Consider the following 23,475-nt stretch of genomic DNA (forward strand, 5'->3'; position numbering starts at 1 on the left):
GATCGGGGCAAGGCGCTGGAGCCTCGCGTGCGCGATCCCGGCCACCCGCCGCGACGCAGGGCGCGGCGAGGTGGCGAAGACCGCGCCGATTACGCGACCTGGCGTGCGGAGTGCTGTGCCAGCAGCAGCGAATGGCCCGGATAGTCCGCTTCCGACCAGGCTTCCGCGCGTCCTCCCAGGTGGCGGCTCAGGAAGTCCTCGCACAGCGCGTTGAACGACATGCGGTTGGCCTCCCGCACGAAGCCATGGCCCTCGTCCGTGTAGAGCGCGTAGGTCACCGCGATGCCGCTCTGCCGCAGCGCGGCCACCATCTGCTCGGATTCGGCCTGCTTCACGCGCGGGTCGTTGGCGCCCTGGGCGATGAGCAGCGGCGTGCGGATCTGCGCGGCGCGGTGCAGCGGCGAGCGCGCACGCAACTGCGCACGGCCTGCGTCGGTGCCCGGGTCGCCCAGCGCACGGTGCTGGCGCACGCGGTCCGCTTCCCAGTAGGCGGGAATGGAGGCCAGCAGCGTCTCCAGGTTGGAGGGCCCCACCACGTCGATGCCGCAGGCATAGCGCGTCGGATCCCGCGTGAGCGCCGACAGCACGGCGTAGCCGCCATAGCTGGCGCCGAAGATGGCCAAGCGCTGCGGATCGGCGATCCCACGCTGCAGCGCCCAGGCCATGGCGTCGTCCAGGTCTTCGTCCATCTTGCGGCCCCATTCGCCGTCTGCCGCGTTGACGAAGCGCTTGCCGAATCCGGTCGAGCCGCGGAAGTTGACGCTCAGTACCGCGTAGCCGCGGTTGGCCAGCCACTGGTGCATGGGGTTGAAGCCGAAGGCGTCGCGCGACCACGGGCCGCCGTGCACCAACAGCACCAGCGGCAGCGGATTGGCGGCGCGCAGATCGCCCGCGTCGGCCTCCACGGGCACGGTGAGGTAGGACACCAGCGGCAGCCCGTCGCGCGCGGGGATGACCACCGGCTGCATCCGTGCCAGCGGCGCCCAGGTCAGCCGGGGCCGCAGGTCCATCAGGTGCTGCAACGTGCGCGCCTGGCGGTCGTACAGCCACGTCGACGAGGGGCGCGTGTCCGACGACAGGGCGACGATCCAGCGCTGGTCGTCCTCGGTGCGTGCGGTCATGCGCCATTCGCCGTTGCCGGCGGCATCGTCGAGGGTTTCGATGTCGCGCAATAGAGCTTCGTCCAGCATGTGCAGCTTGAAGCGCTCGTAGGTGACCCCGTAGGCCAGGGGGCGGTGGCTGGCGGCATCGGTGAGCATGCCGCCGATGTCCGCGCGCGGGTCCTCGGCCAGCACGCTGACGGTGCCGCTGTCCCAATCGATCGCGACCAGCGCGGCGGTGTCGCGCCCGCGGCTGTCGTAGGCATACAGGGTGTGGCCCTGCTCGTCGAAGTGCGAGGGCCCCGAGCTGCGCGCGTCTTCGGCGGAGAACACCTGCCAGGGCTGCCAGTGTCCGGCGGCATCGCGCCGGAGCCATTCGCTGCCGCCATCGCGGGTGTTGCGTACGGCCAGCTTGCGCTCGTAGCGCGCATCCAGCACGAAGCCGGCGAAGCCCGGGTTCTCTTCCAGGCACTGCAGCTCACCGCTGCGCAGATTCAGTAAATGCACGTCGAAGAAACGCGCGTCGCGCGCGTTCGACACGATCGCGATCTCGTCGCGCCGCTGTCGGCTGATGCTCTGCACGCCGGTGCGCACGCCCGGCGCGGCGGGCGTGAGGGCGCGCAGGGTGCCGTCGGCGAGATCGGCGCCGAACAGTTGGAAGTTCTCGTCGCCGTCGCGGTCCTGCGAGAACAGCAGCATGCCGGGGACGTAGGTCCAGTCGAAGGCCTGGATGCCCCGCCGCGCGTCGTGGGTGATCTGCCGCGCCTCTTGCGGGCTGGCGCTGGGCGCCGCCCAGATGTTCATCACGCCATCGCCGTCGGCCAGCCAGGCCAGCCACTGGCCGTCCGGGCTGATGCTCATGGCCGCCCGCGCCGGGTTGGCGAACAGGTGCTTGCGCGGGATGAGCGCGGCGGGCGCGGAGCCGTCGGCGGCATGCAGGATGTTCTGCAGCGCCAGCGCTGCCTGGCGCCATTGCTTGGCGTACTGGTTCCTCTGGTACCTGTAGAAGGCCCTCAGCCGCTTGGCTTTCTCGGGATGCTTCTGCTCCAGTAGAAGGAAGACATTGGTGTATTCGGTGTCCCCCGGCTCGCGGCTGGCCTTATCTTCCTCATGCAGGGCTCCCAGCACCTGCGTCATGTCGTCGTCGTCCGCCTTGCTCCAGGAGTAGGCGGCCATGCCCGCCGCGATCCGTGCGCTCATCCAGCCGCGCAGCGTGTCGGACACGGCACTGCGGGACTGCATCGGGTCCCAGGCGGCGGCTTCGATGCACGATCCCACGGCCGCGGCGACCGACCCGGGCTCCTGGACATTGGTCTGCTCGACCGCAGCGCGGCGGGCTTTGCGCCAGCGGGCGCCGTCGACGTCCTGGCCCTCCAGGCGTGCAGCATGCAGCGCGGCAACGCCTTCCAGCGCCTCGGCCAGGCCTGCGGCCGCTTCCAGGCCGTGCAGACCGTGGGTCTTGCCCTTCAACAGCTCCAGCAGGGTACGGCTGCCCACCGTATCCATCGGCATGCCGGGCGGAATGCCCTGCAGCAGGTGGATGCCCCATGCCACGCCGAGGGTCGAATTGCCGGCGACCATGGAGTCGATTGCCAGGGCGAGCCACTTCGGCAGGCCGAAGTCCGCCTCCCAGCGGTCGAGGTCGTCGCTCTGCAGCAGGCTGCCGACGACGCTGCCGACCTCGCCGTTCCAGTAAAGAGGCCGGTGCTCCCAGCGGCCCGCGTGTTCCAGGCCGTACAGCTGGTCGATCACTTGCTGACGCAGCTGCGGGTCGCCGTGGTATGCGTGCATGCTCATGTCAGGCCTCCAGGCATTCGTCGATGACCTGGGCGATCCGCGTCTTGGAGACCAGGCCCACCAGGCGGGCCTTTTCCTTGCCGTCCATGAACAGGATCATGGTGGGCAGGCCGCGCACCTGGAACTGCTGCGCAGTGTCCTTGTTCTCGTCCGCGTTGATCTTGCAGATGCGGGCTTCGCCCGCGTATTCCTCGGCGATGTCGTCCACGATGGGCAGCAACTGCTTGCAGGGAGCGCACCATTCGGCCCAGAAGTCCACCAGGACCGGGCCGGAGGATTGGAGGACCTGTTCTGCGAAGGTCGCGTCGGTGAGTGAGATGAGCTTGGAGGGCATGGTTCGGCCTCTGTCAGTGGTCGGAAAGGGGGGGGAGTAGGGGGATTCAGGCGGGTACCGGAGGGGGACTGAAGCCGTGGCCGTCGCCATCGTGCGTGTGGCCGTCCTCGCCTCCGCCTTGGCTGCGTTGCGGCGTCATGTCCAGCACGTGGTCGTGATAGGCGGCCAGCGATTCGCGGTGCGCCACGCTGATCAGGGTGCTGTCCGGCAGCGCGTGCACCAGCGCCTGGTAGAGCGCGCGCTCGGTGTCGGGGTCCAGCGCGCTGGTCGCCTCGTCCAGGAACAGGTAGTCGGGCCGGTGCAGCAGCGCACGGCAGATCGCCAGCCGTTGCTGTTCGCCGCCGGAGAGCGTCTGCTGCCAGCGGTCGCTGTCGTGCAGCCGTCCGGCCAGCGTCGACAAGCGGACCTCATGCAACACGTCCTGCACGCGCCCGTCGTCGAAGTCCTCGGGTTGCCCGGGATAGCACAGCGCCGCCTTGAGCGTGCCCTGCGGGATGTAGCTGCGCTGGGGCAGGAACATCAGCCGGCCATCCCGGGGCTTGTCGATCTCGCCCTCGCCGTAGGGCCAGATGCCGGCCACGGCGCGCAGCAGCGTGCTCTTGCCGGCACCGGAGGCGCCGCGCAGCAGCCAGCGTTCGCCACGGCGCATCCGCAGCGCGGGAATGGTGGTTAGCGGCGCGCCATCGGGCCTGTGCAGGGCCAGGCCGTGCGTGGCGATGGCGGACTCGGGCGTCTGCGAGACGTGGATGCCCGCAGGCTGTGCGTGGACATCCTGCAAGGCGCCCAGCAGGTCGCGCAGTCGGTTGCCGAGTGCCCACCACTCGGTGAAGGTGACGTAGGCCTGGCTGAAGAAGGCCAGGCTGCTGCTGACGGCGCTGAAAGCGCCGCCCACGCGCGTCACGTCGCCCATCGTGATGGCGCCGGAGAGGTAGCGCGGCATCGCCGCCGCCGTCGGCAGGAGATGGGAGGAGAAGGTGTTGCTGTAGGTTTCGCGCGCCAGCATCAGTTTGGCGTTGCGCGCGATGATGTCCCGCCAGTTGGCGCGCACCTGTTCGAATGCGTCGTCCAGGCGCTTGTGCTCCTGCGCGCCGCCATCGTAGAAGGCGATCTGCTCGGCGTTCTCGCGCAACTGCATGCCGCGGTAGCGGAAGTTGGCCTCGACGGTCTGGCGGAGATTGAACAGATGGATCAGCGGCCGCCCGGTGAGGTGCGACACCAGCAGCATGCCGGCCGAGTATGCATACACCAGATAGACCATGTACCCCGGAATCGCAAAATCGATGCCCCACAGCGTGAAGTGCAGCGTGCCGGACAGGTTCCACAGGACGACGGTGAAGGAGATGGCCGACACCAGCACATGGATCGGATCCAGGAACAGCTGCAGCGTCAGTTCGATGAAGCGCGCCACGTCCTGCGAGATGCGCTGGTCCGCGTTGTCCAGGCGCCCGTCGCGCTCGATGGCGTAGTACGCGCGCCGGCGGGTCCACGCGCGCAGCAGCCAGCGGGTCATGGCGGTACGCCATTCGTATTGCTGCAGTTGCGTGATCGCGAACAGGAGCACCATCGCCAGCAGCATGGTGAGCATGCCGGCGATCCAGGACAGTCCCAGGCTGTGCCAGATGTCGTCCCATTGCCGCTTCACCAGCGCATCCACCACCTGGCCCTGGAGCTGGTTGCTCCAGACCGCCAGATAGATGCTGGTGAACATCAGCGTCAGCCTGATCGCCAGCAGGATCCAGCCGCGCCAGCTTTCCCGCGACGTCCAATAGGGCAGGATCAGCTCGCGCAAAGGGGGGCGGTGGTAGGGGGCGTTCATGGGCGTCGGAAACCTGGGATGGGCGCAAGCGCAAGCCTTGGGTTGCATGGCGCGCGGATGCCCCGCGCGCCATGCGGCCGGATCCTCAGAGCTTGCGCTCGTAGGTCAGCGTGTAGGTACGCTTGTCGTAGATGGGCACGTATATGTTGGTCGTGGAGTAGCCGTAGAGCGTGCGGTTGGCCAGGTTCTTCGCACCAAACCGCAGCGACCACTTTGGCCGGGTATAGGCGATGCCGGCATCGATGCGGGCGCCGCCCGGCGAGCGCGGGTCGGTTTCCCTGACTCCCAGAATGGACTCGCTCCAGCCGCTGATACCGAAGGCCAGGCTCAGGTCGCGCAGCCGTTCGGACTGGAAGTCGTAGGTGCTCCAGAGGCTCGCCTGGTTGCGCGGCTGCCCGCCCGGGCGCAGGGTCGGGTCGAACAGGCTTTCCACCTTCACGTAGGAGTAGTTGAAGATGAGGTTGAGCCCGGGCATGAGTGTTCCCGACGCTTCCAGTTCCGCGCCGCGGGAGCGTTGGCCGTCGATCAGGTCGTTGCAGTTGCGCGGGCGGTTGCGCTGCAGCAGGTTGAGCTGATCGATCTGGAAGACGGAGGCCGTCCAGGAAAAGGTGTTGTCCGCGTTGCTGCTCTTGACGCCCAGTTCCTTGCTTTTCGACTGGGTGGGCGGGGTCGACGTCGAATCGGTGCCGCAGACCACCAGATCCGAAAACAGCGGCGAAAAGCCTTCGGCATAGCTGGCGTAGAGGGAGGTGTTCGAACTCAGGTTGTAGATCAGGCCGGCATTGACGGTGTTCTTGCTGAGCGACTGCTTGTTCGACACCAACACCGCACCAGGCGCGGGCGGCACCGGATACACGATGATCGTTCCCTGGCCGATGTCGATGCTCGAATGACGCAGGCCTGCCACCAGGGTCCACTTGTCCCATCTCACGGTGTCCTGCAGGTACAGGCCGCGCTGGCTTTGCGCTTGGGCGGCGCCGAAGGCGCGGTTGCCATCGTTGCTTTGGAGCACGGGGAACAGGGGCTGCGTGGGCGCGTCGAACCGATTGGTCACGCGAGGGCCAGAGTACTGGGTGTAATCATTGTCGAAGTGACTGTGGTTGACGCCCGCCACCAGGCGCTGCTCCAGCGGACCGGTGTTGAACGTGTAGCTCAGGTAATGGTCGCCGCTGGTGGTGGTCTGGTTCGTGCGGTTGACGGTACCGCTGTAGCTCAGCAACAGGGGGACCGTGCTGACCGGAAACTGCGCCGTCCACAACGACAGATCCAGGTCGGTGCTGGTGCGCTGCATGCGGCTGGTGAACTGCAGCGCGTCGGTGAAGGAATGCTGCAGGGTGTAGAACGCCGAGCGCGTATCGGTATCGACGCCATCGTCGCGGTTGCCGGGCCGTGTAGGGGGCGGAGGTTCGATGGAGCCGCGGAGCGCCACGGTGTACCGGTCCGGCGGCACGTGGGACCGGTCGGCCGAGACGCCGGCGATGAAATCGGTGTCCGCGTTCTTCCAGCGGATTTCGCCCAATCCGTAGTCCTGCGTCCGTCCGTCATAGCCCCCGGCGCTGCCGCTGGCGCGCGTCGACGAAGCGATCACGCGGTAGCTGAGCTCCTTGCTGTCGTTGAGGGCGCCGGCCAGGTCGACGGTGCCGGTGCGTTCGGCGTGGCTGCCGTAGCTGAGCGTCACGTCGCGGATGGGGTCGGTCGTCGGCTTCTTGGTGACGATGTTCAGGGTGCCCCCCAGGGCGTTGGCGCCGGCGAGCAGTGCCTGCGGTCCTTTCAGCACCTCGACGCGTTCCACGCCGGCGATGTTGGTCTTGACGGAGTTGGGATCGCTCAAGCCATTGGACAGTGTGCTGCTGGCCGTGCCGAAGCCGCGGATGTTGAACGCGCTGGCGCCCTGCGCGCCGGGGCGCACGATCACGCCGGCCACGTTCCGCAGCGCGTCCTCCACTGTGGCCGTCTGCTGGGTCTCGAACACCTTGGCCGTCAGCACCGTGACCGACTGCGGCACGTCGCGCAGGTCGGCGTCGCCGCGTGTCGCGGTGGAGGAACGTGAGGCGCGGAAGCCGGTTTCGGCTTCGTCGCGCTTGGCGGTGACCACGACCGAATCCAGTTGCTGCACGAACACGCGGATCGAGCCGTCGGGGGCCGATGCCATGGTCAGGCCAGTGCCAGAGACCGCGGCCTGCACCGCCCCCTGCGCGGTCGTCTGGGAGGAGATGGCAGGGGCACGGATGTCCTGCACGTCCGACGCCTGGAATTGGATGCGCGTTCCGCCGATCCGCTCGATCGCCTGCAGGGTGGCCGACAGCGGGCCGGCCGGGATGGAAAAGTTCAGGATTTCCGGAGCGGCCTGCTTGGTTGGCGCCGCCGGGCTGTCCTGCGGCTGGGCATGCGCGGCGCCCGACAGCGCGAGCGTGAGGGCGGCGTAGAGCGCGGTCGAACGGAACAATGCCGGGCGGAGCGTCAGAGACTGGATGGGAAACACGGCGGAATCCTCTGCGGTGGCGTGGTATGCGGAATCACGATCGACGGACGCGATTCATGGTCCATGGGTGCAATTCAGCTGTTCCATACACTTTTCATGCGATCTACCTCGGGCGATCCCCTGCCGTGCGTGGCCTGCTGGAAAGCGCTTCAGCCCGAGCATGCTACGTTAAAAGTGTTTGGTACAGTTGAAATTCACGTCGTGTCACACGCGTGTAGGGTATGGGATGTAGCAGTCCGGCCGCCTGCGCCGCATTGCACCGCGCTGGGGCGCGTTAAGGGCTTGGAGGCGTGAGGGACGGCAGGTCTGCGCCCCGGGGTGGTGCGGCCTGCGCACCGCTGCGGCGCAACATGACGCCGCGCAACTGTCTGCATCAATTCGTCGTATGCGCCGGCCAGTGCTGCCGACGGACTATCATCCTGGGCTCTTCGCTTCCCCATTGCTCCCGCCCATGCCAGCCTCTCCTCCCCCGAAGACCGGCGCCAAACGCACGCGGAAGGCGGCCCCGCCCGCTACCCGCGCCAGTGGTCCGCTCATCGACCGGATCTTCGACGACGTCAGGAGCCGGATCGAGCAGCAGTCGCTGGAGATCGGCGAGCGCCTGCCGTCGGTCCGGGCGATGGCCGCCAGCATGGCCATCAGCAACGAGACCGTGCTGCGTGCCTACGACAAGCTCACGGCGGCGGGTTATCTGGAAGCGCGCCGCGGATCGGGTTTCTACGTATCGCCCCGCGCCCGTCAGGCAGGTGCGCTGGCGCAGCCGGATCAATGGAGCGGGCCATCGACGGGGGTCAACTGGGGCCACCTGCTGCATGCGGAAGGACCGCATGACGGCTCGGCGCTCGGTACGCTGCCCGCCGAATGGGGTGGGAGCGACCTGCTATCCGAGGCCCTGCGGGCCGTGGCGGCGCGGCCGCGCAAGAGTCTGTTCGATTATTCCGACGTCCGGGGTTGGCTGCCCTTGCGGGAGGCGCTGGGTGCCAGGTTACGCATGGCCGGGATCGCTGCCGCCGCCGATCAGATCGTGACCACGGCCGGCGCCGCCGATGCCCTGGACCTGATCGTCTCGATGTACCTCCACCCGACCCAGTACGTGTTGGTGGAGGAGCCGGGGCCGTTCATCCATACGCAGCGGCTCCTGGCCAGCGGCCTCTGGCTCCTGCACGTGCCCCGCCTGGACGACGGCCCCGATCTGGAGCAGTTCGTGCAACTGTGCGAGAAGTATCGGCCCAAGGCGTTCTTCTGCAGTTCGGTGCTCCAGAATCCGACCTGCACCAGCATGTCGCCGCGCAAGGCCCATCAGTTGCTCAAGCTCGCCGAGCAGCACGATGTGTGGATCGTGGACGACGACTCCCATGGCGACCTGCTCCCGCGCGGCCAGCAGGGATCGGTCACGCGCCTGGCGGCCCTCGACCACTTCGAGCGCGTCATCCACATCGGCAGCTTCTCGAAGACCCTGGCGCCGGGCCTGCGGTCGGGGTTCCTGGCGGCCAGCGGCCAGCGCCTGGAGCACATGCTGTTGAAGCGATCGGTCTGCTCCATCCATTCCTCGCTGCTCACCGACCAGATCGTGCACCACGTACTCACCGAGGGCGGCTACGAGCCGCACTGCGAGAAGCTGCGCAGGAAGCTGGCCGCCAGCGGCAAGGCGCTGCTGGCCAAGGTCCGGGCCCGCGGTTGGCAGGCCAGGGACACCGGGGCGGGCATGTACCTGTGGACGTCGTTCGGCGAAGACGTCGATGCCCGGGCGGTCGCGGACGTGCTGCGCGCGGACGGCATGATGCTTGCCACCGAAAACGTGTTCAAGAGCGATGGCGCCTACCGGCACGTGCGCCTCAACGTCGCGCGTACCGACGACGCGATGCTCGATCGGATCGCCGCCGCCGTCGCCAGGGTCGTCGGATAGCCGCGGCCGGACGCGGTGTTCTGATGGCAGGCGTGCGGACGCCTGGCGGTCTGTCTTGCCCGATCGGGCAGGTCCTGCCAACCGGTGGCGATGGACCCACGGCAATGCGCCGCTGGATACGAACGCGCGGCGGCATCACCCATCAAACTGGACGCGGGCACTCGCGGGAGCCACCGTGACCATCGCATCGCATGCCTCGGCCATCGCCAGACATCCATCCGGTGCGAGACAGGGTGCGGATCGAGGATGTGGCGAGCGTGGCGACGTCGTTTCCGGGCTTTGACGCACTGGGGCGCGGCGCTGGACTCGGGGGTGCGCGCGCAAGCGGCTGTGTTACAGCGGCCGCGTGCAGGCTTGGCGAGTGTTTTCCACTTGGATGCTTGAGACCGGATTTTGAATCCGGTGTCGGAAGACTTCAGTGCACCGGCGGCTGCGACCGCGGCGGATCGTTGGCCGGCGTCATGGGCGTGGCGCGGGGGCTTCTGCCATCGTCGTCGCGATCCACCGCCAGCCACCAACCGGCCACCGCCAGGGCCAGTGCGATCACGATCATCCAGGCCCAGGGCGACCCATGATCGGCCCGCGCATGCGGTTCCCGGCGTGCAGACGACGGGCGGGCGGGGCGCTTCCAGGCGTCCAGCGGCTGTGTCGGCTTGTACGGGGTGGGCATGGCGGCAACTCCGGTGCCGTAGGTCGGGTCCAGTGTCGCCCAGGACCCGCCTCAGGGGTGTCACCCCCATGTGAACGCCGCCCGCGCGTCCGGGCGGCGATTCAGTTACGGCCCCGGCTTGAAGTCGAACGGGATCTCGATGCTGGCGGGTACCGCACGGCCGTTCTGCTGCGCCGGGCGGAACTTCCAGCGGCGCACGGTTTCCATCGCCGCGCGGTCCAGGTCGCGCGAGCCGCTGCGGCGGAGCAGGGCCACGCCGGCGGGCGCGCCGCTGGCATCCACATCGACCCGCACCACCACGGTGCCGGCATCGCCACGGCGCAGCGCGGCTGGGGGGTAGCGCGGTGGCGGGGTCTGTCCCTCCAATGGCACCGGGCGGTCGCCTGGCGCCAGCGCGACCGCGGCTCCGTTGCTGCCGGCAGCCGCGTCGGCGCCCGCGGCCGGAACCGGCGCGGCGGTGGTCGGCGGCGGGGTCGGGGCGGTCTCCACCAGCTTGGGCGTCTCATCGGCCGGCACCGGCTTGGCCTGCGGCATGCTGCTGGCGGCGCTGCCGGCCGGCAGCGGCTCGGGCAGCGGCTTCACCTGCTCGGTCTCCTGCTGCACCTGCGCCGGCTGCGGCTTGTAGAAATCGTTGTCCTTGCGTCCGACCAGCCATACCACCAGGAACAGCAACAGGCCGACGGCGAAGGCGATGCCGACGATCGCGAGCAGGCGCCGCGGCAGATGCAGCACGATGCCGGACTTGGAAGACGAGGGCGACGTGGACATGGGACTCACCGTAGGGAACCGCTCGATTCTGGCATAGCCGCGGTGAATCGCGCGCCGCCGCGGGAGCAAGTCGGCAAAACCGCGACGGACAGGCGATAATCCCGGGTTCGTTCCCCTGGCACCCCGCGCCCATGCTCGATCCCGCTCTGCTTCGCCAACAGCCCGCCGACCTCGCCGAGCGCCTGCGCACCAGCCGCGGCTATGCGCTGGACGTGGCCGTCCTGGAGGCCCTGGAGGCCGACCGCAAGCGCATCCAGGTGCGGACCCAGGAGCTGCAGAGCCTGCGCAACAGCCGTTCCAAGGCGATCGGACAGGCCAAGGCCAAGGGCGAGGACGTGAGCGCGCTGATGGCCGAAGTGGCCGGTTTCGGCGACGAGCTGAAGGCCTCCGAGCAGCGCCTGGACGAGATCCGTGCGCAACTGGAGACGCTGGCGCTGGAGATTCCCAACCTGCCGCAGGCCGACGTACCCGCCGGCAAGGACGAGGCCGACAACGTCGAACTGCAGCGCTGGGGCACGCCGCGCAGCTTCGATTTCGAGGTCAAGGACCATGTCGAACTCGGCGCGCGCCATGGCTGGCTGGACGGCGAGTCGGCGGCCAAGCTGTCGGGCGCGCGCTTCACCGTGCTGCGTGGGCCGATCGCGCGCCTGCACCGCGCCCTGGCGCAGTTCATGCTGGACCTGCACACCGGCCCGCACGCCTATCAGGAAACCAACGTGCCGGTGATCGTCAACGCCGACAGCCTGTACGGTACCGGCCAGTTGCCGAAGTTCGAGGAAGACATGTTCGCCACCGCGCTGGGCGAACAGAAGCGCTACCTGATCTCCACCTCGGAGATCTCGCTGACCAACCTGGTGCGCGACGAGATCGTCGAGGCCGAGCGCCTGCCGCTGCGCATGACCGCGCACTCGCTGTGCTTCCGCTCCGAGGCCGGCAGCGGCGGCCGCGACACCCGCGGCATGATCCGCCAGCACCAGTTCGAGAAGGTGGAACTGGTCAGCGTGTGCCGCCCGGAGGACAGCGCCGCCGAACACGAGCGCATGACCCGCTGCGCCGAAGTGGTGCTGGAGACGCTCGGCCTGCCGTACCGCAAGATGCTGCTGTGCACCGGCGACATGGGCTTCTCCGCCAGCAAGACCTACGACCTGGAAGTCTGGCTGCCGTCGCAGCAGACCTATCGCGAGATTTCTTCCTGCTCCAACTGCGGCGACTTCCAGGCGCGTCGCATGCAGGCGCGCTGGCGCAACCCGGCGACCGGCAAGCCCGAACTGCTGCACACGCTCAACGGCTCGGGCACCGCGGTCGGCCGCGCCATGATCGCGGTGATGGAGAACTATCAGAACGCCGACGGCTCGATCACCGTGCCCGACGCGCTGCGCCCGTACATGGGTGGGGCCGAGCGGATCGGTTGATCGACCGGGCCCGGGGCATCCACCTCGGGCGCGCCTCGCGTCGCCGTTGCTGCGGCGACGCCCTCCTGTCCGTCACTGTGCTCACGCAAATTGTCCTGATGCGGGCAATGCCCCGCCTTGCGCCACAAGTGGGTCTTCGACCCGGACGGGGCAGGGCGTTTGCATGCATTGCCCACTGCCGCACCCGCCGCAAACGGCGTTCCGCGTGCGCCGAACTCCCGTCCCCGTCACTTCGCGCTAGCCCGGCCGGGGTTACCCTGCGTGCGTTCACATCCGTGCCTGAGCCACCGCGCGAGCGCGACCGGCGTCCCTGCAGCGCGAATCGTTGTAGGAGTAGAATGAACCGGATCCGATTGTCCCCATCGTTCTAAATATCGAAAGAACATGCACGACCTCAACGATCTGTACTACTTCGCCATGGTGGTCGACCACGGCGGCTTCGCCGCCGCCGAGCGCGCCCTGGGCATCCCCAAGTCGCGCCTGAGCCGCCGCATCAGCCAGTTGGAGAGCGACCTGGGCGTGCGCCTGCTGCAACGCTCCACGCGCCGCTTCGCCGTCACCGACCTGGGCATGAGCGTGCACCGCCACGCCCAGACCATGCTGGCCGAGGCGCAGGCCGCGCGCGAAGTGGTCGACCGGCTCAGCGCCGAGCCGCGCGGACTGGTGCGGGTCAGCGTGCCGGTGTCGCTGGCGCAGATGCAGCTGCCCAAGTTGCTGCCGATGTTCCTGGACCAGTACCCCAAGGTGCGGCTGCAGTTGAACATCAGCAACCGCCGCGTCGACATCATCAACGAAGGCTACGACGTCGCCCTGCGCGTGCGCTCGCGCCTGGACGACGACGGCAGCCTGGTGATGCGCAGCTTCGGCCAGGTGCAGGAACTGCTGGTCGCCAGCCCCAAGTACCTTGACCGCGCCGGCCGCCCCAAGGACCCCGAGGAACTGGCCTCGCACGTCACCCTCAGCATCAGCGAGGACGAAGCCCGGCAGCGCTGGGAACTGCATGGCCCGGCCGGCGAAGTGCGCCGCGTCGACCTGCAGCCGCGCGTGGCCGGCTTCGACTTCCCGCTGCTGCAGTCCATGGTCAAGGATGGCTTCGGCATCACCCTGTTGCCTGAGACCGTCTGCGCCGAAGCTGTGCGCAACGGCGAACTGGAAGTGGTGCTGCCGGAATGGTCGCTGCCGCAGGGCATCTGCCACGCCGTGTTCGCCTCGCGCCGCGGCCTGCTGCCGGCGGTGCGCGTGTTCATCGACTTCCTCGCCGAACACCTGCCGCGCCAGATCGAGGCCTCGCGCCTGGACTGCGGCGGCGACTGCCCCGAACGCACCAAGGCCCGGCACTCGACCCTGGGCGCCATGGCGGTCGAGGCGGGTTGATCAAGACGCCGGCCGAGTACGTCGGTCGAGCAAAACCGCCGCGGGCGTGCGAAAATGCGCGCCCGTGCCGGTGGTTCTGGGTTCGGGTGCATCGGGTGTCGTCAGCGGCACCGATCGCTTCAGGCGGGGCAGGCACTACAACGTCGCGCTGCTGCGGCGTTGGGCTTCAAGCGGCTGCGACGTTCTTCCGCAGCACCGCCGCGTTCGCAAACGGAGAGATGGCCGAGCGGTTTAAGGCACCGGTCTTGAAAACCGGCGAAGGGTCAAACCTTCCGTGGGTTCGAATCCCACTCTCTCCGCCACGCTGGCGGGCAAGGCGTGATGGCATATGTGGAGCCCGAGGGCGGGCCGCCTGCGTTGATCTAGCGGGGCGGGACCTCTGTAGCGTTTACGTCCTGGAGGCATCAATAAAGTCACGGCGTGGCCGGCACCGATTGCGCGCGATACTGGCTGGGCGACGCATCGAAGCTGCGCTTGAATGCAACCGTGAACGCGCTTTCAGACGAATAACCGACGGAAATGCCGATCGCGCCGACGGACAGCGTGGAGGTCAGCAGGCGATGAGACGCCAGGGCCATGCGCCACCGGGTCAGATAATCCATCGGCGTCTCGCCGGTGACGCGCTCGAAATGGGCGGCGAAGCTGGAGCGCGACATGCGTGCGGCAGCAGCCAATTCTGCGACCGTCCACCGATGGCTGACGTTTGCGTGCATGGCCGTCAGGGCACGATTGAGCGCGGGCACGCCGAGCGCGGCCAGCCACCCCACCTGCTGCTGGCCTGTCTCCAGATGTGCGCGCAAGGCCTCGATCAAGAGCGCCTGCGCAAGGTGTCCAGCAAGCAGATCGCTGCCTGGCCGAGGTTCGCGCAGTTCGACGATGAGGCGTCGTACGCTGGCTTGAAGCGCCGCCTTGTGGTCTTGGGACCGAATGTGGACCACCGGCGGTACGGCTGAAAGGATGGCCGCAGCATGTTGGCCACGCAACGAAAAGAAACCTCCGATGCCTCGACACACCCCACCGCCGTTGATTTCAGCAACGTGGCCCGGCGGCACCTGTGTCAGGAATGCGATGGCGTCTTGCCACGTCACGGGGGTGCCGGCATACAGCTGCATGGCGGCTCCTCCTTCCACAAGAATCACATCCCCCGGTTCCAGGGCAATCGAAGAGCCGGCGTCCTGCATCGCGAGCCTGCATTCCCCCGAATCGATGGCAAAACAGCGGATACCCTCGGCTGGTGGAAAACGCAGTCCCCAATCGCTTCCTGCGTCCAATCCGCGAAATCCATACGAGTTGAGCTGCACGAGGCCGAGGATGTCGGAAAGCGGGTCGGTCATGTCTGGACGATAGCGACAGATGTTTCGACGATCTAGCATGGGCTCGGCTGCGCGGCAACGGTAGTGTTGCACCTGAAGGACGTGGCAGACACGCCGCGGCTTGAAGTCCGGCCGATGGCCGCATTTGTCTCCCCGGGAAGCAGCATGATGAATTCGACGTATCGGTCGCAGGCAGGCGCGACAGCGAAATCCAGGCGGTCGAGCTACGCATGGGGAGTGCTCGCTGTGTTGAGCGGCGCGGTAGCCCTGGTGTCTTATCGCTATCTGTTCGACCGAGGTCCCGTGCCGCCTGGGGTCGCAGCCAACCGGCACGTGCATCCGTGGTTGATCGTGCACGCGACCAGCGCCGCGACGGCGCTGCTCTGTGGGCCCTTCCAGTTCGTTCGCCGTCTTCGTCTGCGTCACCCAGGGTGGCATCGGGCGACCGGACGCGTTTATGTCGCGGGCTGCATGGTCGGAGGCATCTCCGCCCTGTTTCTCGCCGCCGGGATATCCACCGGGCCTGTCGCTGGCGCGGGGTTTGGTGCGCTTGGCATCGCTTGGATGGCGACAACGGCCATCGCGTTACGCAAGGTCCTGACAGGTCGTCTGGCTGAGCATCGGCAATGGATGATGCGCTCTTTCGCCTTGACCCTGTCTGCGGTGACGCTGCGTCTTTACCTGCCTTTCTCGACGTTTATCTTGGGCATCGAATTTGTCTTGGCCTATCGGGCGATTGCCTGGTTATGCTGGCTACCGAATCTTCTGGTGGCCGAGTGGCTGATTAAAGCTCCCCGGCCGGTCCTCGGGCGAGACGACGTCAGTTCCGATTTCAAGCGCTCAACATAGGCATCTGATGCGAGAGGGATCGGTCAATCGGCGTCGCGCAAGCCAATGGTACGTTTCCCCCTTGACGCATTGACGGGCGCGGGTCATGACGTAGTCAGAAGGCGGCGCGGCGGAAACGGCCGATACCGTGGTTAAGAGCCTCGGCGTTAATCGTAAGGTTGACGTGTTTTTGCAGGTGTATGTTGTTGCGCGATAAGCGCCCCCGTCCTTCTCCTCGTCATTCGCAAGTAGGGCCTGCAAGCAGGATCTACGGTTCGGCCGGAATGCCATGTTTTCTTCATTCAGTTCCAGGTTGCATGGCGTCGCAACCCGGTGATACCGTCCGGCCGAGCTTCCAAAAGGACTCCCCGGGTTGGCGAGCAAAGCGTCTCTAGGACAGTGGCGGACACGGATGCTGGCCGGGATCGGTGGCATTGCCGCGATCGTGGTGGGATGGGGCATCGGTTTGTTCGAGGCCAAGGAGGTGCCGGTGCCGCCCGCGCTGCAGGCCGGGAAGGATGTTGCCGCCGGCGAGTGGTCGCTGCGCTTCGACCACGTGGAGACCAGTGACCGGCTGCCGAATGGCGAGGTGGTGTCGCGCGACGGTCGCAAGGCGATCGTGCTGTATCTGCAGGCGACCAATCGCACCACGCAGACCAGCGGCTCGGTGGTGCAGGCGGTGGCGTTGAAGACGCCGCCGCGCGGGGCCGATGCGCGGCCGACGGCGTATCTGTTGCGCGATCGCACGGCGACCACCGAATTGCAGCCGGGCCTGCCGGAGCAGGTCGCCTTGGTCTGGACCTATCCGGCGAAGGAGCACTCGGCCGCGCGTGTGCGCTTCGACGTCACCGCCAGGACCTTCAAGGCCTTCGACAATCTCTATGCGCAGCCGCTGTGGACCGATTCGCATCCGGTCGGGGTCGTGGAGTTGCCGGTTGGTGTGTCGCGTGCCGGCGCACAGGCGGGTGAACCGTGAAGCGGCTGACCGCTATCGCGATCCTGCTGCTGGGCTTCGTGCTGCTTGCAGGCATGCGCTGGACGATGCCGCGCTACGAGCGCATCACCGGCCCGATTCCGGTATCCGGAGCGCCTGGCAGTTGGGTGCAGACCGACAATCTGGCCGTGAACGCCGGGACGCCGCAGCTCGCGCGCGCGATCCGTTTCAAGGCGGCGGGCGCGGTGCAGCAACGCGACACCGGCGGCGTGTGGCTGGTGGTGCCGGTGCGGTCGAAGGTCGTGCGTGCCACGGCGCGCGTGTACGGCCGGGTCTGGGCGACGCCCGACGGCCGTCGTTACCGCGCCAGTGGCCGCGCGGAGATGGGCGATGCTGTGCTGTCGTCGATCAAGGCGCTGCAGCCCGGGCTGGAACGCAAGGATGTGCTGGTCTTCGAGTTGCCGTCTGCGCTTGCCAGGGCAGGCGGCACGCTGGTGCTGTCGGAAGACCGCGACCCGCAACTGACGGCCGAGGCGCAGGTGCGCTATCCGCCAATCCCCGCCGGGTCTCCGGTGGACGTGCTCGATCTGGATGCGCTGCATGCACGCCTCTGACCGCGACGTGGCCCCCGCCGTTTCCGAACGCCGCATGCGCTGGCTCGCGCTGGCGGCGCTGGTGTTGCTGGTGCCGTGCACGATGGTCGCGACCGGCTGGCGCGACGTGCGGGAGCTGCTGCATGCGCGCGAATGGCAACCGGTCGATGTGGCGATGGCGCAGACCGTGGACTACGACGGTGCCGCCGTTCGGCTCGCGTCGGTCGACGTGCTGCCGTTCGAGGCGGGCCTGCCCGCCGATCGCACGTTCGTGCGCACGCGGCTGACGCTGGTGCCGGGTGCCTCCGGTGCGCAGTGGAGCGATTGCACGCTCAAGCTGGTCGACGGCAGCGGCCATTCCTGGTCCGCGATCGACACCGTGCCGGACCTGTTGCAGCGTGCCCTGGCCAAGCCGGGCGAACCGCCCGGCGTCGCCTGCGATGGGCTGGCCGTGTCTACGGCCAAGCCGGGCGTGCCGTTGGCGGTCGACGGCTACTACTTGGTGCCGCGTGCGGCGGCCGCGCAACTGCAACTCACCGTGAGCACGCGCGGCGGTCGCCCGCACTATCTGCGTTTCGCGCGGGAGCACGCCCATGACTGAGTTGGCGCTGCGCGGTGGGCCGCTGGGGCTGATCGGCGACACGCTGCGGCTGTGGGTCCGCTACCTGCCGCAATTGCTCGCCGTGGCGCTGGCCGGCGTGTTGCTCAACGAACTGCTGCTGCAGGCCGCGGTGTGGATCGGCTACCAGAACCGGCTGGCCGGTCTGCTGTCGCTGACGCTGGTGGTGCTGGTCAAGCTGGTGATCTTCGTGCTGCTGTTCGAAACGCTGCGCCCGGCGTTGCCGGGGATCGCAAGTGCGGCGGCCGAACAGGCCGATGCGACGGCCGCAGAGGAAGAGGGCAGGGCACGCTGGCGTCGCCTGTCGGCGATCGTTTCGCAGGCGCTGGTGCCGTTCTTCGCCTACTACGCCGCCTGGGGTTTCCTCGGTGAGACGATTCGTGCCTACGGGCGCGAAGGGTTGGGTCAGTTCAACCCGTTCGACCCGACCTACCGCGGTTCATTGTTCGAGGTGTCGGGCGGCTGGTGGCTGGTGGCGTCGGTGGCGCTGCTGTGGCTGATCCGGCGCGGCGCGAAACAACAGAAGCAGCGCAGCCCGCATCCGGCGTGGAATGTGCTGATCGTGCTGTGCGAGGCAGGCTGGACCTTCGTCGGCATGTACGTGCTCACCGAATGGAAGGGCGGGGTGTTCCGCTGGCTGGCGCATCTGCGCATCGCCGATCTCGGCCAGCAGCTGTGGCAAGGCATCAGCCATCCGATCGGCGTCGCGCATGCCGCGCTGCCGGGCGCGGTGGAGCAGGCGCCGCCGGGCGTGGCGGACACCCTGGTGGTGATCTTCTTCTCGGCCTTGTTGCCGGTGGTCTGGCTGGCGCTGGCCGCGCTGATCTACCGCTACGACGTGCACAACGCCGCATTGAATGCGCCCGCCAAGTGGTCGAGCAAGGTCGACGGCACGCTGGGGCTGTGGCGGAAACTGCCGACCTGGTTGCGCGACTTCATCGGCCATTTCTGGGCGGGCACCGTCTCGCGCTATCGCGCCGCGGCCAACAGCGTGCAACTGGCCGGTGCCACCGGGTTGTCCGCGCTTGTCACCTTGATCGTGCTCTATCGCGCCCTGGACTGGGCCTCGGCCTGGGCCTGGATGGGCCTGACCCGCCTGATCGGCCCGCATCCGCAGGTGGTGTGGCAGGCGATCGCCAATCAGCTGTCGGTGGTGCTGGGTACGCCCAGCGATCCCGGCGACGGGATCGTGCCGCAGACGCTGAAGATCTGCCTGCTCGCGGCGACGCTCGAGCGTGCCTTCCGTGCCGGTCGAAGCTGGCGGGCGTTGAAGTAGCCCGGAGTGTTGCGCGCCGTTGCGCAGCGGCGCGGATCTGGCGCATGTCTGGCTTCGGCGCGAATGACGGTGCGTTAGTCGGTTCATCCCAGTAGCGTCGATGCACGGTCAGGTCGGCATCGGAAGCTGGCGGCGCGTGGCTGGCACTCGCCACCGCGTGTGGCGTGGGAGACAGCATGTGGGACCAGGCTTTACTGCGCTCACGTGTCCCGTGACCGGAGCGGACGGCGGCAACGTAGGACAATGAACGCTCAGGCGGCCAGGGCCTCGCACTCGAGCGAGCGTTGTACCGTAGCCAGTAAAAAGCGCCGCGATGGCGAACCATCGCGGCGCTGCAACACAAGGCAGAAACTCAGAGCGGGTGCCTCGGAACGCCCCGAGGGAACAGGCTGGCTCAGCCGGCAGCCGGCGCCTTGGTATCGCCCGCCTTGATGTCGCCCGGCTGGCATTCGCCCAGGCGCTTGCCGTCGAGCTTCATGTGCGTCTTCATCGACATACCTCCCGGCAGGCCGGTGATCGTGGAATGCGATTCGGAGGCCATCTCGGTGGCACTGAAGGTCCCGGTGCTGGTGCCCGCGACCTTGATGTCGCCCATCGTGCAGTGCATCTTCGCGTCGATCTTGCCGTCCTTCATGCTGAAGCTGTCGTACACGCAGTTCTTCTGCATCGGCGAGGCGCTGCCGAAGAGGCTGGCGGGATCGTTGATCTGCTCGGCGGTGAGGCACACCTTGGCGGTGCTCGGCGGCACCTTCGGCATCTGCGGCATGTTGCCGGAGCCGCCGCTGGTCTCGCTGCTCACCTGCTCGATCCGCATCTCCCACTGGCCGGGCTGCAGCTTGGCCGCCTGCACCTTGGCCACGTCGGCGACCGAGGCGTTGGACATGGCGACGTTGTCGCCGTTCTTGTCGCCGCCCTTGCTACAGGCGGCGAGCAGCACACACACAGCAACCGTTGCCGGCATGGTCAGACGCATGAACTTCTCCCTAAGTTATGTGAGGTGCGCGGAGCATAGCCGGGGGCGTGATTAAGATCACGTCGACGTCGGAGACCGCCCTGACCATGCAGCAGGCGTCGCGAGGGTGAGGGGCTATCGCTGAGGGCGCGCTCAGTGGCCTGGAAGACAGCCGGACATATCGCGCAGTCGTTCAAGCCGCCCGCATCCGGGTTCAGGCCGTACGATCCCGGCCACCGCCGAGCGCATGCCGATGTGTCCGACGTGCACGGCCCATTCCATGCGGCTCTGCTAGCGTCTGCGCCGCCGCACGTGTCCCCACGCCATCCGCTTCAGGTCCCACCTTCGATGCCCAGTCTCGCCGAACGCCCTGTCATCCTCGAACGCAAGCGCACCTTGAAGATGGCGCGCTCCGCACACGCCTACGTGCGCGGCAATACCGCCCGATTCTACGAATGGCTGGCAGCGTCGCCGGCGGCGCGGCGTGTGCCGATGGGGCCGGCGATCTGGATCTGCGGCGACTGCCACCTCGGCAACCTGGGGCCGGTCGCCGATGGCGAGGGGCGCGTCGAGATCCAGATCCGCGATCTCGACCAGGGCGTGATCGGCAATCCCGCGCACGACCTCATCCGCCTGGGCCTGTCGCTGGCCACCGCGGCACGCGGTTCGGACCTGCCCGGCGTCACCACCGCGCGGATGATGGAGGCGATGATCGACGGTTATTGCGCGGCCATCGAGGATCCGACGCGCGATCACCCCGGTGCCGAACCTGAGACCGTGCGCAGCATCCGGCGCGAGGCCTTCGGCCGGCGCTGGCGCCACCTGGCCAAGGAGCGTCTGCAGGCGGTGGAGCCGCACATTCCGCTGGGCGAGAAGTTCTGGGCGTTGGCACCGGAAGAACGCGAGGCACTGGAGCGGCTGTTCGCCGATCCGGCGGTGGCGCGGATGGTGCTGTCGCTGAAGGGAAAGCCCAAGGACCGCGAGGTGCGTCTGGTCGATGCGGCGTACTGGATGAAGGGCTGCAGTTCGCTGGGCCTGTTGCGCTATGCGGCGATCGTCGCCTTGAAGACCGGCAAGGGCCACTGGTCCTACGCGTTGGTCGATCTGAAGGAGGCGATCGCACCGATCGCGCCGGCAGCGCCCGATGCACGGATGCCGGCGGATAACGCCGAGCGCGTGACCGCCGCGGCGCGCGCGCTGTCGCCGTACCTGGGCAGCAGGATGTTGCCGGTGCATCTGCTGGGCCGCTCGCTGTTCATTCGCGAACTCTCGCCGCGCGACCTGAAGCTGGAGGTTGACCAGTTCAATCACGTCGAGGCGATGCGCTCGGCGCGCTATCTCGCCTTCGTCGTCGGCAAGGCGCATGCGCGGCAGATGAAGCCCAAAATGCGCGCCGCGTGGCTGCACCTGCTGGACGCCGACCGGCGCAAGGCGATCGACACGCCGTCGTGGCTGTGGGAGAGCGTGGTCGCGCTCGCCGGGCTTCACGAGGCCGGCTATCTCGAACATTGCCGCCGCTACGCACTGGCCGCATGACGGCAGTTTCGTGAGGTGCGGCCGACTGGCGTCGCGTCGCGATCCGCTTCAGTCGCGCGCGTTGTCCAGGTTCAACGCCATGTCCCAACGATCCAGGCCCGGGCCGTAGCCGTTCGCGACCACGCGGTCGACGCTGAAGCCGAAGCGCGCGTAGAACGCCTGGGTGTGCTGGCTGGTGTCCAGTTCGATCCGCGCCACGCCGGTGCTGCGCCGGCAGGCGTCGAGCCGGGCCTCGGTCAGCGCGCGGCCCAGGCCCTGGCGGTGCAGGCGGCGCTCGACCATCCCCCAGCCGAAGCTGGCGACACGGCCATCTGCACTCAGCGCGTGGCCGCCGCAGGCCACGATCGTGCCCGCGCGGACGATGACCAGATAATGCCAGGCACCGGTGTCGTGCTGCAGGAAGTGCTCGAAGGCGGCGCGTTCGCTGCGATCGAAGAACTGCGGGACGTTGCTGTCGAACAGCGCCATGCAGGCGGCTTGGTCCTGCGCGGCATACGGACGGATCATGTTCACCCGGTCAGTGTGCCGCAGGCGGTCGGTCAAGTCGTGGTTGTGTCGAGTGCGCGCGCCCTGCATCGGCCATTCCCGAAGTGCATGTCGGAAAATTTCGCCGGGCCTGTCCGGGATCCGCAGCGCGGTGGTGTCCGGAAGCGGAAAGGGTGAGGGTCAGATAATTCTGACGTGAGATCAGGATTGTCCTGATAACGCTTTCCCCGCCGCGGCAGCATACTGGCCTCGGCCTGACGCAGGGACCGTCGCGCGCCTTACGAGGAAAGCGCTGGCAGGTCACTCGACCCTGCGTGCCGAGCCTTGAGTAAGCTCGGCAGGGTTTTGATGACGACAACATGACGTTTCGCGAGGTGCAGATGAGCACACCGTGAAGCGTCTTCGTTTGTCTACAAATTCGTATTGCCCTGAATAATTCACGCAGATAGTCTGGATGGTGCGGTATCCGCTGCGTTGGGGTTATACGAGATGGCCATCAGGGTTTTTCTGGTCGATGATCACGCTCTTGTCCGCACGGGCATGAAGCTGATCCTGTCGAATCAAACGGATATCGAAATCGTCGGCGAAGCCGACAGCGGCGAAACCGCGCTCCCGCAGATCCGGCAGTTGAAGCCGGACATCGTCCTGTGCGATCTGCACATGCCCGGCGTCAGCGGGCTGGAAGTCACCGAGCGCATCGTCAAGGGCGACCACGGCACCAAGGTCATCATCGTCTCGGTGCTGGAAGACGGCCCGCTGCCCAAGCGCCTGCTGGAAGCCGGTGCGTCCGGCTACGTCGGCAAGGCCGGCGACGCGCAGGAATTGCTGCGCGCGGTCCGCGACGTGGCGATGGGCAAGCGCTACCTCGGCGCCAACATCGCGCAGAACCTGGCGCTGGCCAATCTGGAAGGCGGCGGTTCGCCGTTCGATGCGCTGTCGCCGCGCGAACTGGAAGTGGCCTTGCTGCTGACCCGCGGCCTGCGCCAGGAAGACATCGCCAAGCGCCTGAGCCTCAGCGCCAAGACCGTCAACACGCACAAGGCGCGGTTGTTCGAGAAGGTCGGCATCCAGGACAACATCGCCCTGGCGCGCCTGGCCACGCAATACGGCTTGCTGGATCCGACGCATCCGCTGTAATCGGCGGCGCCTGTCGAAGTGACACGAGAGCGGCCTTCGGGCCGCTCTTGCGTTGTGCGGGCGCGAAGGAAGATCCGTTCGCGGTGTCGATCGACTGCAATCGCCGTCGGCCTCGCGCACGCCGCACACAGCCTCGCGACAG

Annotated in this window: 19 protein-coding genes and 1 tRNA gene; 11 read left to right on the plus strand and 9 right to left on the minus strand. The window is 67.6% G+C overall.

The window, feature by feature from the left end; all coding sequences use genetic code 11:
- Positions 1–89: 89 nt before the first annotated feature.
- The 4 genes from QN245_RS09370 to QN245_RS09385 form a co-directional block, all read right to left on the minus strand.
- Positions 90–2,897, minus strand: coding sequence for a S9 family peptidase (locus tag QN245_RS09370; protein ID WP_317845136.1), 2,808 nt, complete (start codon positions 2,895–2,897; stop codon positions 90–92).
- Position 2,898: 1 nt separating this feature from the next.
- Positions 2,899–3,231 (minus strand): thioredoxin, encoded by a 333-nt coding sequence (trxA, locus tag QN245_RS09375; RefSeq protein ID WP_160970992.1) that lies wholly within the window; start codon positions 3,229–3,231, stop codon positions 2,899–2,901.
- 46 nt (positions 3,232–3,277) lie between these two features.
- Positions 3,278–5,047, minus strand: coding sequence for an ABC transporter ATP-binding protein/permease (locus tag QN245_RS09380; protein ID WP_317845137.1), 1,770 nt, complete (start codon positions 5,045–5,047; stop codon positions 3,278–3,280).
- Positions 5,048–5,132: 85 nt separating this feature from the next.
- Positions 5,133–7,529, minus strand: a complete 2,397-nt coding sequence (locus QN245_RS09385; RefSeq protein WP_317845138.1) for a TonB-dependent siderophore receptor — start codon at positions 7,527–7,529, stop codon at positions 5,133–5,135.
- A 451-nt stretch (positions 7,530–7,980) separates the two neighbouring features.
- Between QN245_RS09385 and QN245_RS09390 the strand changes: the two genes are divergently transcribed.
- A complete protein-coding gene (locus tag QN245_RS09390; protein WP_317845139.1) occupies positions 7,981–9,435 on the plus strand; it encodes an aminotransferase-like domain-containing protein in 1,455 nt (484 codons plus the stop codon).
- 415 nt (positions 9,436–9,850) lie between these two features.
- On the opposite strand, the gene QN245_RS09395 is transcribed toward QN245_RS09390, so the two are convergent.
- Positions 9,851–10,105, minus strand: coding sequence for a hypothetical protein (locus tag QN245_RS09395; protein WP_317845140.1), 255 nt, complete (start codon positions 10,103–10,105; stop codon positions 9,851–9,853).
- Between the two features lie 105 nt (positions 10,106–10,210).
- Complete coding sequence (locus QN245_RS09400) at positions 10,211–10,873, minus strand: energy transducer TonB (RefSeq protein WP_317845141.1); 663 nt, start codon at positions 10,871–10,873, stop codon at positions 10,211–10,213.
- Between the two features lie 131 nt (positions 10,874–11,004).
- Here QN245_RS09400 and serS point away from each other — a divergent pair, with 131 nt between their 5' ends.
- From serS to QN245_RS09415, 3 genes are all read left to right on the plus strand, one after another.
- Complete coding sequence (gene serS, locus QN245_RS09405) at positions 11,005–12,285, plus strand: serine--tRNA ligase (RefSeq protein WP_317845142.1); 1,281 nt, start codon at positions 11,005–11,007, stop codon at positions 12,283–12,285.
- Between the two features lie 384 nt (positions 12,286–12,669).
- Positions 12,670–13,659, plus strand: coding sequence for a LysR family transcriptional regulator (locus tag QN245_RS09410; RefSeq protein ID WP_184447803.1), 990 nt, complete (start codon positions 12,670–12,672; stop codon positions 13,657–13,659).
- A 212-nt stretch (positions 13,660–13,871) separates the two neighbouring features.
- Positions 13,872–13,961, plus strand: a tRNA-Ser gene (locus QN245_RS09415).
- Positions 13,962–14,072: 111 nt separating this feature from the next.
- Here the strand turns inward: QN245_RS09415 and QN245_RS09420 are convergent.
- On the minus strand, positions 14,073–14,993 hold the full coding sequence (locus QN245_RS09420; protein WP_184447838.1) for an AraC family transcriptional regulator: 921 nt from the start codon (positions 14,991–14,993) through the stop codon (positions 14,073–14,075).
- 114 nt (positions 14,994–15,107) lie between these two features.
- Between QN245_RS09420 and QN245_RS09425 the strand changes: the two genes are divergently transcribed.
- The 5 genes from QN245_RS09425 to QN245_RS09445 all read left to right on the plus strand — a co-directional run bounded on the left by QN245_RS09425 (position 15,108) and on the right by QN245_RS09445 (position 19,222).
- Positions 15,108–15,821, plus strand: a complete 714-nt coding sequence (locus QN245_RS09425) for a DUF2306 domain-containing protein (protein ID WP_317845143.1) — start codon at positions 15,108–15,110, stop codon at positions 15,819–15,821.
- A 391-nt stretch (positions 15,822–16,212) separates the two neighbouring features.
- The gene (locus QN245_RS09430) at positions 16,213–16,776 is read left to right on the plus strand and encodes a hypothetical protein (RefSeq protein WP_317845144.1); all 564 of its coding nucleotides are present in this window, start codon (positions 16,213–16,215) and stop codon (positions 16,774–16,776) included.
- Complete coding sequence (locus tag QN245_RS09435; RefSeq protein ID WP_317845145.1) at positions 16,773–17,348, plus strand: hypothetical protein; 576 nt, start codon at positions 16,773–16,775, stop codon at positions 17,346–17,348. Before QN245_RS09430 ends, QN245_RS09435 begins: the two co-directional genes overlap by 4 nt.
- Positions 17,335–17,928 carry a hypothetical protein gene (locus QN245_RS09440; protein WP_317845146.1) on the plus strand — a complete coding sequence of 198 codons (594 nt, stop codon included), beginning with the start codon at positions 17,335–17,337 and terminating at the stop codon, positions 17,926–17,928. Before QN245_RS09435 ends, QN245_RS09440 begins: the two co-directional genes overlap by 14 nt.
- Positions 17,921–19,222, plus strand: a complete 1,302-nt coding sequence (locus tag QN245_RS09445) for a hypothetical protein (RefSeq protein WP_317845147.1) — start codon at positions 17,921–17,923, stop codon at positions 19,220–19,222. The genes QN245_RS09440 and QN245_RS09445 overlap by 8 nt, the downstream gene beginning before the upstream one ends.
- A 394-nt stretch (positions 19,223–19,616) precedes the next feature.
- Here QN245_RS09445 and QN245_RS09450 read toward each other — a convergent pair whose 3' ends face one another.
- Positions 19,617–20,195, minus strand: a complete 579-nt coding sequence (locus tag QN245_RS09450) for a DUF3617 domain-containing protein (RefSeq protein WP_202394984.1) — start codon at positions 20,193–20,195, stop codon at positions 19,617–19,619.
- Positions 20,196–20,522: 327 nt separating this feature from the next.
- Here QN245_RS09450 and QN245_RS09455 point away from each other — a divergent pair, with 327 nt between their 5' ends.
- Entirely contained in the window at positions 20,523–21,710 is a 1,188-nt protein-coding gene (locus tag QN245_RS09455) for a DUF2252 family protein (RefSeq protein ID WP_317845148.1), read from the plus strand.
- Positions 21,711–21,758: 48 nt separating this feature from the next.
- On the opposite strand, the gene QN245_RS09460 is transcribed toward QN245_RS09455, so the two are convergent.
- Complete coding sequence (locus QN245_RS09460; RefSeq protein WP_425612929.1) at positions 21,759–22,217, minus strand: GNAT family N-acetyltransferase; 459 nt, start codon at positions 22,215–22,217, stop codon at positions 21,759–21,761.
- A 468-nt stretch (positions 22,218–22,685) separates the two neighbouring features.
- Between QN245_RS09460 and QN245_RS09465 the strand changes: the two genes are divergently transcribed.
- Positions 22,686–23,333: a response regulator gene (locus QN245_RS09465; protein WP_160947835.1), complete on the plus strand. Its 648-nt coding sequence runs from the start codon at positions 22,686–22,688 to the stop codon at positions 23,331–23,333.
- Positions 23,334–23,475: the final 142 nt, after the last annotated feature.

The organism is Xanthomonas rydalmerensis (assembly GCF_033170385.1).
GTDB lineage: Bacteria > Pseudomonadota > Gammaproteobacteria > Xanthomonadales > Xanthomonadaceae > Xanthomonas_A > Xanthomonas_A rydalmerensis.